The organism is Mesorhizobium sp. M4A.F.Ca.ET.090.04.2.1, from assembly GCF_003999085.1.
Taxonomy (GTDB): domain Bacteria; phylum Pseudomonadota; class Alphaproteobacteria; order Rhizobiales; family Rhizobiaceae; genus Mesorhizobium.
Window position 1 is genome coordinate 1 of record NZ_RZOT01000137.1, and the last position, 11,742, is coordinate 11,742.

The following is an 11,742-nucleotide window of genomic DNA, read 5'->3' on the forward strand; positions in this document are numbered from 1 at the left end:
GGCCAAGACCTTGCTCAACACCACCGAGGGTATTCTTCGATTGCGCGGCAACTGGCGCACGCATACGACCGCGTCCGGCACCATCATTCCCGCCATGCCGACGCTGCATCCGGCCTATCTGTTGCGGACGCCGGCGCACAAGAAGCTGGCCTGGCGGGATTTTCTGGAGGTGAAGGCGAAGCTGAAGGCGTTGGAGTGAAACACCCCTTCCCCCCTTGGGGGAGATGGCACCATAACCTCCGGGGTAATTGAATTACTCCCCTGGCCGCCTTAGTCCTTCCCACATGACAACATCCGAAACCTCCGCCGGGAGCCTCATCCGCGAATGGCGCACGCGCCGGCGCATGAGCCAGCTCGATCTTGCCATGGAGGCCGAGATCTCGCAGCGGCATCTCTCCTTCGTCGAGAGCGGCCGGGCCCAGCCCTCGCGCGAGATGGTGCTGCACTTGGCCGAGCAGCTTTCAATCCCGCTGCGGCAGCGCAACCAGCTGCTGCTCGCTGCGGGTTTCGCGCCGAGTTTCAGCGAGAAGCCGCTCTCCGATGCGTCGCTGGCACCGGCGATGGCGGCGGTGGAAACCGTGCTCCGGGGCCACGAGCCCTTTCCGGCGCTGGCCGTGGACCGGCACTGGAACCTTATCTCGGCCAATGCGGCGATCGGCCCATTCCTGGCCGATGTTTCCGAACCATCGCTGCTTGCGCCACCGGTCAATGTGCTGCGGCTCAGCCTGCATCCCGGCGGCGTTGCGCCGCGCATCGTCAACCTAGCCGAATGGCGCGCGCATCTGCTCGAACGGCTGAGGCATCAGAACGACGCCATTGGCGACCCCGTGCTGATCGAGCTGGAACAGGAGTTGCGCGCCTATCCTTCCGGGCTGAAGAGCGGACGGCCGGCCCAGATCGAGCCGAGCGGCATCGTGCACCCCCTCCGGCTCGCGCATGGCGATCAGGTGCTCTCCTTCATCAGCACGATCACCGTCTTCGGCACACCGCTCGATGTCACATTGTCGGAACTGGCGATCGAATCCTTTTTCCCGGCCGACGAGCAGACGCGGTCGACGTTGGTGCGGCTGGCGAAGGAGCGTGCCGAGCGGTCTTGATCACCCCTGCGGCGGCGTCGCCCTCCTCGTTCGCGTGCGTTCAAGCCCAAGTTGCCGTTCGCGCCATATGATGAAGATGCCGGCCGCCACCACGATCAGACCGCCGGCCAGCGTGTTGAGCGACGCGACATCGCCGAACACCAGATAGCCGACCACGACGCCGAGGATCATCGAGCTGTATTCGAACGGCGCCACGACGGAGGCCTCGGCGTGGCGGTAGGCCGCCGTCATCAGGATTTGGCCGAGCCCGCCGCAAAAGCCGGCGACAACCAGGAGGGCTGCCTGCACCGGCGTCAGCGGCTGCCAGCCGAAGGGCAATGTCAGCAGGGAGAGCACGCTCGCCGTCGACGAGAACCAGAGCACGATGGTCGCCGTCTTCTCGGTCTGGACGAGGTTGCGGACCAAGAGCATGGCGATGGCCGAGATCGCCGCCGCGGCGAAGGCGGCGATGACCCCCAATACCTCCTGGTCACCGAGCGCCGCGCCAGAGCGCAGCAGCGTCAGCTTCGGCCAGGAGATGAGAAGCACACCGACAAGACCGATGGCGACAGCGCTCCAGCGGTAGACACGGATCGCTTCGCCAAGGAAGATCGACGAGAACACCACCACCAGCAGGGGCTGGGCATAGTTCAGCGTGATCGCCTCGGGAAGCGGCAGCCTGGTCAGCGCGAAGAAACCGAGCCCCATGGCGCCGACGCCGACGATACCGCGCGCGACGTGGTTGAACGGCCGTTTCGTGGCGAATGCGGTGGCCAGCTGTCGCTTGGATGCCAGGAAGGCGATGATCGGGAAGATGGCAAAGAAGGAGCGAAAGAAGACGATCTGGCCGGCGGGCACGTCGCCGGCCGCCTTGATGCAAGTCTGCATGCCGACGAAGACCGCCACCGATACGATCTTTAGCACAATGCCCCGCAGCGTGCTGTGGTGGCCGGCGTGTCCGCCGTCGCCTTGCGGCTCAGCTCTCGCCTCGGCGCTCACCTTGGCGCGGCGTCCCGGATCGCCGCGCAGATGCGCGCCGGCGTGGCCGGCATCCCGGTGTGGCTGATGCCGTGCCCGCGGCGGAGCGCGCCGCGGCCTTCGCGCTTGAGGAAGGCCTGGTCCTCGCGACGCAACACGGAAGCGCCCATGGCGAGTTTCGGTGTGACCACGCCCATGAATGCCTCGCGATGACGGTGGGGGAATGGATGCCCGAATAGGCATTGGCGCAGTTTTGTCGAGTGACCGTTTCGTGTAAAGAGCGCGGACTTCGTTTTTTTGGACCAGCGGGGCGTGTTTGCCGCGCCGGCAAGGACAGGAAAACCCTTCCGAATGCGCACCGATACCGGCCAGGTCTTCAAGCTCGAAGACTATCGCCCCAGTGACTATCTCATCCCGGAGACCAGCCTCGTTTTCCGCCTTTCGCCAGGGGCAACCCGCGTCACCGCCACGCTCACAGTCGAGCGCCGCGGTGGCGTCGCGGCGTCAGCGCCGCTGGTGCTCGACGGCGACGGGCTGACGCTGATCGGCATCGCCATTGACGGCCGCGAGCTTCAGCCGGCGGACTACGCGGCAACGCCCGACGAACTCGCCATCCTGAAGCCGCCGGCCGCTTCCCGCTTCGAGCTTGTCCTGGAAACCGAGATCGTGCCCGCGCGCAACGAGGCGCTGATGGGACTCTATCGCTCCAGCAACGTCTATTGCACGCAATGCGAGGCCGAGGGCTTCCGGCGCATCACTTATTTCCTCGACCGGCCGGACATCCTGTCGGTCTATACAGTGCGCATCGAGGCGCGGCGCGAAGAAGCGCCGCTGCTACTCTCCAACGGCAACCCGGTGGAAACCGGCGCGGTTGCCGATGGCTGGCACTATGCGGTCTGGCACGATCCCTTCCCCAAGCCGTCCTACCTGTTCGCGCTGGTGGCGGGCAATCTCGGCAAGGTGGCCGACAGCTTCACCACCCTATCCGGCCGCAAGGTTGAGCTCGGCATCTATGTCGAGCCCGGCAAGGAGCGGCTGGCGGGCTATGCGATGGATGCGCTGAAGCGCTCGATGAAATGGGACGAGGACGCCTTCGGCCGCGAATACGATCTCGACGTGTTCAACATCGTCGCCGTCTCCGACTTCAACATGGGCGCGATGGAGAACAAGGGCCTCAACATCTTCAACGACAAATATGTGCTGGCCGACGAGGAGACCGCGACCGATGCCGATTTCGCCAATATCGAGGCGATCATCGCGCATGAGTATTTCCACAATTGGACAGGCAACAGAATCACTTGCCGCGACTGGTTCCAGCTCTGCCTGAAGGAAGGGCTCACCGTTTACCGCGACCATGAATTCTCCGCCGACCAGCGCTCGCGGGCGGTTAAGCGCATCGCCGAGGTGCGCACGCTGCGCGCCCACCAGTTCCCCGAGGATCAGGGCCCGCTGGCACATCCGGTCAGGCCGCGCCGCTACCGCGAGATCAACAATTTCTACACGGCGACCGTCTACGAGAAGGGTTCGGAAGTGGTGCGCATGATCCGCACCATCCTCGGCGCCGGCGCGTTCCGCGCCGGCATGAACCTCTATTTCGAGCGCCACGACGGAGAGGCCGCGACGATCGAGGACTTTCTCAAGGCGTTCGAGGATGCGTCGGGACGCGACCTGTCGCAATTCGCCCTGTGGTATCATCAGGCGGGAACGCCGAACCTGACCGTGAGCTCCTCGCACAATGCGGGGACAAAGGAATTCACGCTGGAGATCGAGCAGTCCGTGCCGCCGACACCGTCGGAGAGCCGCAAGCGGCTGATGCACATTCCGCTGGCCTTCGGCCTGGTCGGCGCCGGCGGCAAGCCGGTCGCCTATGACGCCGTCGAGGGTGCGACGGTCGAGGATGGCGTCATCCATATCCGCAAGCGCCGCCATCTGGTGCGCTTCACCGGCGTCGCCGAGCGCCCGGCGGTGTCGCTCAACCGCGGCTTCTCGGCACCAATCACGCTCTCGGTCGAACAGAGAGCCGACGACCAGTTCTTCCTTGCCGGCCACGACAGCGACAGCTTCGCGCGCTGGCAGGCCTTCAACACGCTACTGACCGACGCGCTGATAGCGACCTTCCGCCAGGTGCTCGGCGGCACGGAGCCGGTGTTCACGGCGCGACTCGCCGAGCTTGCCGGCAAGATCGCCGTCGACGAGACGCTGGAGCCGGCCTATCGGGCTCTGGCGTTGTCGCTCCCCAGCGAGGCCGACATCGCCCGCGACATCGGCAAGGGCATCGACCCCGACGCCATCTTCGCAGCACGCGAGGCGCTGGCCCTGGCGATCGCCAAGCCGAACCGCGATAGCTTCTCCGACCTCTATGAACGGCTTGCCGACAAGGGGCCGTTCAGCCCCAATGCCTCGAGCGCCGGACGCCGCGCGATGCGCAACATCCTGCTCGACTATCTGGCGCTGCTGCCGGAAGGCGCCGCGCTCGCCGCCAGTCACTTCCGCTCCGCCAGCAACATGACCGATCGCGCCGCCGCACTGACCGTGCTCGCGCATCGGCATGCCGGCTCGCGTCAAGCGGTCGAGGCGCTGGCCGCTTTCGAAGCGAAGTACGGCGGCGATGCGCTGGTCATGGACAAATGGTTTCAGATCCAGGCCGGCGTGCCCGGCCCGCGGACCGTCGAGGCGGTGCGCGCGCTGACCGGTCACCCTGCCTTCTCGATGGCCAATCCCAACCGGGTGCGCGCCCTGGTCGGCACCTTCTCCAGCGCCAACCAGACCGGCTTCCACCGCGCCGACGGCGAGGGCTACCGCTTCTTTACCGAGACCGTGCTCGAGGTCGAGAAGCGCAACCCCCAACTGGCGGCAAGGCTGGCGACGGCGCTGCGCTCCTGGCGCTCGCTGGAACCGAAGCGCCAGGCCAAGGCCAGGGAGGCGCTGCTTGCGATGGCCGCCGCGGATAAGCTGTCGGCCGATCTCAGGGATATCGTCGAGCGGACTTTGGCGTAAGGGCTTTCCCTTTCTTCCTGTGGGAGGAAAGGACGAATTTCAATCAACTTTTAATCTTTTTTGGCCGCGCCTCTGGACAAGGCGAATCACCTTTGATTCTTTAATGACGATTCGGGCGTGCGGCGTAACCGGACCATCAAGCATACGGAATTCGGGGAGTAGCCATTTATGGCCAAGGCGGACGCGTGGGGCGCGCCCGGAGGGAAGGCTTTTGAGCGTCGCAGGGCGCGGGCCGACGGGCTTGCCGGCAACACCCGGCTGATCGCCGAACCCGCCTATAGGCGGCTGCTGGCGGCCGAGCCGTGGCTTCGGCGCTCGATCCCTGCCCTCATCATCATCTTCCTGATCGTCATCGCGGCGCTGCGCGTGCTGTCGCTGATGAACGAGCGCGACGAGGTCGAACGCGACGCCAAGGCGATCCTTTCGCTGGCGGCCGCTCAGATGGCGAGCGCGATCAGCGCCGATCCAAACGCCGCTTCAGTGACCGCGCCTGACCTGATGGAGAGTGCCGGTCGCCAGGGGGCCATGGGCCGCAGCCACGTGCTTGCCATCACCGACGGCAACTTCAAGATCATCGCCGTGTCGCCGCTGTCGAGCGGCTGGCAGGGACGCGCGCTGGACAGCCTGGTCCAGGGCGGCCAGCCGCTGTTCATGTTCGGCGAGCGGGCCGGCGTCATGGATATCAGCATCGACGGAAAAGACTGGTATGGGGCGGTGAGCCTGACCAGCGACCGCAAGAACGCCGCCGCCGCGCTGGTGCCTCGGGATGCGGTCTTCGACAACTGGCGCAAGACCGTCTCGCTCAACGTCACACTGTTTGTGCTGACGGCCGGGGTGCTGATCATCATCCTCTACGCCTATTTCGGCCAGGCAGCGCGCGCCCAGGCCGCCGACCGCATCTACCTCGAGGCGCATCAGCGCATCGACATGGCGCTGGTGCGCGGCCGCTGCGGCCTGTGGGACTGGGACATGGTGCGCGGCAAGATGTACTGGTCGCGCTCGATGTACGACATGCTGGGCTACGAACCCTGCGACAGCATGCTGTCCTTCGGCGAGGTCGACGAGATCATCCACCCGGAGGACGGCGACCTGTTCGAACTCGCCAATCGCATTGTCGAGCGCGAGATCGACCACATCGACCAGGTGTTCCGCATGCGGCACGCCGACGGGCAATGGGTGTGGATGCGCGCGAGAGCGCAGGTGATCGACCCGGAGGCGCCGGAAATCCAGCTGATCGGGATCGCCGTCGACGTCACCGAGCAGAGGCACCTGGCGCTGCGCTCGGAGGCGGCGGACCTGCGCTTGCGGACCGCGATCGAGAACATCAACGAATCCTTCGTGCTTTGGGACGCCGCCGAGCGGCTGATCATGTGCAATTCAAAGTTCCAGAAGGACAACGGCCTGTCGGACCGCGACGTGATGCCGGGCGCGACGCGCGCCGTGCTCGAGGAACGCATGCTGGCCTTCGCCTCGGAGCGCAGGCTGGCCAACGCCAATGGCCCACAGGGCGGCTCGACCTTCGAGCGGCAGCTTGCCGACGGCCGCTGGCTGCAGGTCAACGAACTGAGGACAAGGGACGGCGGCACCGTCTCGGTCGGCTCCGACATCACCCAGATCAAGCTGCATCAGGAAAAGCTGGTCGATAGCGAGCGGCGGTTAATGGCGACCATCCACGACCTCAGCCTGGCCCGCCGGGCGGAAGAAGAACGCGCCAGGGAGCTGGTCGAGCTTAACCGCAAATACATGAAGGAGACCGAGCGCGCCGAGGCGGCCAACCGCGCGAAGTCCGAATTCCTGGCCAACATGTCGCACGAACTGCGCACGCCGCTCAACGCCATCATTGGCTTCTCCGAGCTGATGGAACAAGGCCTGTTCGGGCCGCTCGGCTCGCCGCGCTACGAAGAATATGCCACCGACATCAACGGCAGCGGCAAATACCTGCTCGGCGTCATCAACGACATACTCGACATGTCGAAGATCGAGGCCGGCCAGTTCTCGATGGACCGCGAGGAGATCGACCTCTGCCCGCTGATCAAGGAGACGGTGCGCGTCATCTCGCTGCAGGCGGCGGAGAAATCGATCACGGTGGAGACCCGCATCGCCGATTCGATGCGGCTCTTCGCCGATCGCCGCGCGATCAAGCAGATCGCCATAAACCTTCTGTCCAACGCCGTGAAGTTCACCGGCCAGGGCGGCCACATCTCTGTCCGGGCGCGCAGCGCTTCAGGAGCCTTGGTGCTGACCATCGAGGACAATGGCTGCGGCATCCCCAAAGCGGCGCTGAGCAAGCTTGGCCGGCCCTTCGAGCAGGTGCAGAACCAGTTCTCAAAGAACCATGCAGGCTCGGGCCTCGGCCTGGCCATCTCGCGCTCGCTGGCCGAGCTGCAGGGCGGCGCGCTGAAGATCCGCTCGACCGAAGGCGTCGGCACGATCGTGTCGGTGCGAATCCCGCTCAAGAAGGCGCCGCCTTCGGTGAAGGCGGCGGCTTGATTGATTTCCGTAGGAATCCTCGGCAACGCTAGCGGGACAGCGCGAAGTAACGAGGCCTTTTCGAGAATCCGGCAGCATAGCCCACCGGATCCGGATCATTCAGCTTCACTGCACGCCGTCACCGCCATTCCACTGCCGATGACGTCCGAAGCGGCCGCCCTTCGGCAGCTCGCCCTTTTCGATCTTGCCGTCATTGTTCTTGTCCAGCAAGGCGAACAGCTTCTTCTCGCGGCCAGTGATGTCGTCGGCGGTCAGCGTGCCGTCGCCCCTGGTGTCGTAGCGCTCGATGATGCGCCTAGCCATGCGCTCGAAGCGCGCCTTCTCCAGCGCGTCGGCGAGTTCGGCAACGGTGAGCCTGCCGCCATTTTGAGCAACCATCTTTTTCAGGCGCGAGTCCATGGCGTCAGAGAACTGGTCGAAGGTGATGGGGCCGTCAGAGTCCTTCATCGCCTTGCCGAGGCGTAACATCAAGTTGTCACGCATATTGGCGCTGGCGTTATTTTCGGCATAGGCCGTCGTGCCGACGGCGCCGGCAAGGGCTGCGAAAGCAAGGGCAAGCTTGGTTGACTTTCTCATTGGTCTTCTCCTGTTGCATCGTCACCCCCGATGCCAGGACGGCAACCTCCTCAATCAGATTCAGGCCGCCATCCTATCTCCTTGTTTAAGCATCGGATTTTCTCCGCATCGGCTCCAACGCTCCCGCCTTGAGGTTCATCCGCCCATCATGATTTTTTCGCACGCAGCAAAAGGTCGAAATCCTGTCTGACCTTTGGCGACGTCTCCTTGAGATGTGCTTCAAGAACAGCGAAATCCGGCACGTCAGTCACCGCCAGAAGCAGATCTGAAAGCCCCGGTGGCACGTCGTCGCGCTGGATCTCACCGGTGAGGCAAAGCCTGATCATCTGGGTCAGCGCCAGATAGAGCGCGTAGGCATCGCACAGCTGCTGCCTGACATCGGCGCCGGCGAAGTCGGGCGCCAGCCTTGCCAGGATGTCGGCCGTCGCCGTCACCCTGCGGCCGGCCGCGACATGGCCGGTGAGCACCGCAACCTGAGCGATGAACTCGAGGTCGATCAGGCCGCCGGGGATCAGCTTGATGTCCCAGGGATCGCGCGGCGGCTTTTCCTTCTCGATCATGGCGCGCATCTCGGATGCATCGGCCATCACCTTGGCGGCATCGCGCGGCAGGGCCAAGATCGCGGCCACCTCTGTTTCCACCTCGGCGCACAGTGCCGCGTCGCCGCCGATGGTGCGGGCCCTCGCCAGCGCCATGTGCTCCCAGGTCCAGGCATCGTGGCGCTGGTACTTCTTGAAAGCATCGACATGAGTGGCGACCGGCCCCTTGTTGCCGGAGGGGCGCAGGCGAAGGTCGAGCTCGTAGAGCACTCCCTCCGCCGTCGGCGCCGAAACGGCGGCAATCAGGCGCTGCGTCATGCGGGTATAGTAGTGAGAAGGCGCCAGCGGCTTTTCGCCGTCGGATTCCTCGGCATCCGCGTCGTGGTCGTATAGCAGGATGAGGTCGACGTCGGAGCCGGCGGTGAGTTCGCGGCTGCCGAGCTTGCCCATGCCGAGCAACGCCACCCTCCCCCCTGCGATCCGGCCGTGGCGCATTGCGAACTCGGCGCTGACCGCCTGCAATGCCGCCTCGATTGTGAGATCGGCGAGATCGGAAAAGGCGCGGCCGGCACGGGTCGGATCGATCGAGCCGGCGAGCAACCGCACACCGATCAGGAATTTCTGCTCCGAGGCAAAGATGCGCAAGCGGTCGAGCACGTCCTCATAGGCGCGGTCGCCTTCGATGAAGGCGGCCAGCCGCGCCGACAGGTAGGCGCGGTCGGGCAGTTCACTGAGCAGCGCCGGATCGAGCAGGCCGTCGAAGACATGCGGCCGGCGCGTGATGATGGCGGAGAGCCTGGGAGCGGCGCCCATGATGGTCGCCATCAACTGCAGCAAGGCGGGGTTGGATTGGAGCAGCGAGAAGAGCTGGATGCCGGCGGGCAGGCCGGCGAGGAACTCGTCGAAACGCATCACCGCCTCGTCGGCGCGGCGCGTCTGGCCGAAGGCCTTGAGCAGCGCCGGCGTCAATTCCGTCAGCCGCTCGCGCGCTTCGGCCGACTGGGTGACGCGGTAGCGGCCGAAATGCCAGCCGCGAATGACGCGGCAAATGTCGCTCGGCCGATGGAAGCCGAGACGGTGCAAAGTCTGCAGCGTGTCGGGATCGTCGACGTCTCCGGTGAAGACCAGGTTGCCGACGCCGGCCGAAAGCTCCGGCGCGGTCTCGAACAGCGCCGCGTAGTGACGCTCGACCTGCTGCAGCGAGGCCCGGAAGGCCTCGGCGAACTCCGCCTCTCCGGCAAAGCCGAGCATCAGGGCGATACGCAGCAGCCCCTCGTCGCTATCGGGCAGGACATGCGTCTGCTCGTCCGCGACCATCTGGATGGCGTGCTCGACGCTGCGCAGGAACCAGTATTGCCGGGCGAGCGCATCACGCGCGTCGGCGGTGATCCAGCCGCGCGCGGCAAGCTGGCCGAGCATCGGCACCGTCTCACGGCCACGCAGTTCCGGGAAGCGGCCGCCGGCGATCAGTTGCTGGGTCTGAACGAAGAACTCGATCTCGCGGATGCCGCCACGGCCGAGCTTGACGTTGTGGCCCTTGACCGCGATCTCGCCATGGCCCTTGTGGGCATGGATCTGGCGCTTGATCGAATGGACGTCGGCGATCGCCGCATAGTCCATGTATTTGCGCCAGACATAGGGCTGCAATTCCTTGAGGAAGGCGGCGCCTGCGGCAAGATCGCCGGCCACGGGGCGCCCCTTGATCATGGCGGCGCGTTCCCAGTTCTGGCCACGCCCCTCGTAATAGTGAAGCGCCGCCTCGACTGGTATCGCCAGCGGCGTCGAGCCGGGATCTGGCCGCAGCCTCAGATCGGTACGAAAGACATAGCCGTGCTCGGTGCGGTCCTGCAGGATCCGCACCAGCCGGCGGGTGAGGCGCGCGAACAGTTCCGTCGCGTCCAGCGGATCGACAATCGCCGGCGCGGCCGGATCAAAGAAGACGACGAGGTCGATGTCGGAGGAAAAATTCAGCTCATGCGCGCCGAGCTTGCCCATGCCGAGCAGTACCCAGCCCGACTGGCGCGCCGGATCTTCGGGATCCGGCAGCCTGAGCTTGCCCTGCTCGTGCGCGTCGCGCAGCAGGAAATCGACGGCGGCGCGGGTACAGGCATCGGCCAGGTCGCTGAGGCGGCGCACCGTCAGCGACGTCTCGGCCTCGCCTGCGAGATCGGCGAGCGCGATCAGGAAATGCGCCTCGGCCTTCAACAGCCTGAGATCCATCATCAGGCCATTTTCGGTGACCGCCTCGGCGCGTGCCGAAAGGGCGATCGCATCGCCTATGTCGCTGAGCCTAGCCTCGACGGTCTGGTCGAACAGCGCGTCAAGAATGGCCGGCCGCCGGCGCGCCGTATCGCGCAGGAATGGCGACAGGTCGGAGATGGCGGCGAGCAGGTCCTGCTGCTGCCCCTTGCCAGAGAGAAATTCGACCAGCCGCGGCAGATCTTCTTCCCCGGCCGCGGCAGCGATCTCCGACAACTCCCGCCTGGCACGCCCCTTGTCCAGGGGCAGAAGCGCCATCGCCGGCCGCAACTGCAATTCGGTTTCCGCTGCCTTCTTGGCCATCTTCTCCGCCATCAGTGGTCCTCCCGTGCGGGAAAACTCATGATAACGGACAATCCGGGATCGGCGGGCAGAAGATCAAGCTTGCCCTTGTGGAAAGGCATGATCGCCTTGGCGAGGCTGAGACCCAGGCCCGACCCCGGCTGCGACCGGCTCTTCTCCAGCCTAACGAAGCGCTCGGTCACCCTGGCGCGGTCGGCATCATCGGGGATGCCCTGGCCATTGTCGGAAACGGTGAGCCGGATTTCGTGGCCGACACGCTCCAGCGCCACGCGCACTGTGGGCTGACCGGTCGAGTCGGCCGAATATTTGATCGCGTTGTCGACGATGTTGGACAGCGCCTGGCCGATCAATTCGCGATTGCCGTCGACGGCAAAAGCCTGCGGCGCGGAGGTCTCGAGGATGACGCCGGCCTCTTCGGCCACCGGCTCGTAGAGCTCGACGACATCGCGGACCGCTGCCGCGAGATCGACCCGGCTGGTGGTCTCCGAGGAATAGCCGGCCTCCAGCCTGGAGATCATCAGGAT

The 11,742-nt window shown here is 65.3% G+C and carries 8 protein-coding genes and 1 pseudogene; 4 read left to right on the forward strand and 5 right to left on the reverse strand.

Annotation, left to right across the window (positions count from 1 at the left end; genetic code table 11):
• Positions 1 to 199 (forward strand): annotated as a pseudogene (locus tag EN781_RS12205) (uracil-DNA glycosylase); the annotation flags it as partial.
• Positions 200 to 284: 85 nt separating this feature from the next.
• A complete protein-coding gene (locus EN781_RS12210; RefSeq protein WP_126055752.1) occupies positions 285 to 1,097 on the forward strand; it encodes a helix-turn-helix transcriptional regulator in 813 nt (270 codons plus the stop codon).
• On the opposite strand, the gene EN781_RS12215 is transcribed toward EN781_RS12210, so the two are convergent.
• Both EN781_RS12215 and EN781_RS12220 read right to left on the reverse strand, forming a co-directional pair.
• A complete protein-coding gene (locus EN781_RS12215; RefSeq protein ID WP_126055753.1) occupies positions 1,098 to 2,075 on the reverse strand; it encodes a DMT family transporter in 978 nt (325 codons plus the stop codon).
• Positions 2,072 to 2,251 (reverse strand): hypothetical protein, encoded by a 180-nt coding sequence (locus EN781_RS12220; protein WP_126055754.1) that lies wholly within the window; start codon positions 2,249 to 2,251, stop codon positions 2,072 to 2,074. Before EN781_RS12220 ends, EN781_RS12215 begins: the two co-directional genes overlap by 4 nt.
• Positions 2,252 to 2,405: 154 nt before the next feature.
• Here EN781_RS12220 and pepN point away from each other — a divergent pair, with 154 nt between their 5' ends.
• Entirely contained in the window at positions 2,406 to 5,051 is a 2,646-nt protein-coding gene (gene pepN / locus EN781_RS12225; RefSeq protein WP_126055755.1) for an aminopeptidase N, read from the forward strand.
• A gap of 168 nt (positions 5,052 to 5,219) precedes the next feature.
• Entirely contained in the window at positions 5,220 to 7,541 is a 2,322-nt protein-coding gene (locus tag EN781_RS12230; RefSeq protein WP_127400023.1) for a PAS domain-containing sensor histidine kinase, read from the forward strand.
• Between the two features lie 105 nt (positions 7,542 to 7,646).
• Here the strand turns inward: EN781_RS12230 and EN781_RS12235 are convergent, their stop codons facing one another.
• From EN781_RS12235 to EN781_RS12245, 3 genes are all read right to left on the reverse strand, one after another.
• Positions 7,647 to 8,117, reverse strand: a complete 471-nt coding sequence (locus EN781_RS12235; protein WP_126055756.1) for a hypothetical protein — start codon at positions 8,115 to 8,117, stop codon at positions 7,647 to 7,649.
• Positions 8,118 to 8,263: 146 nt separating this feature from the next.
• Positions 8,264 to 11,230, reverse strand: a complete 2,967-nt coding sequence (locus tag EN781_RS12240) for a bifunctional [glutamine synthetase] adenylyltransferase/[glutamine synthetase]-adenylyl-L-tyrosine phosphorylase (protein WP_189347504.1) — start codon at positions 11,228 to 11,230, stop codon at positions 8,264 to 8,266.
• Positions 11,230 to 11,742: HAMP domain-containing sensor histidine kinase (locus EN781_RS12245; RefSeq protein WP_145965489.1), on the reverse strand; the 513-nt coding region annotated here is incomplete at its 5' end. The genes EN781_RS12240 and EN781_RS12245, both read right to left, overlap by 1 nt.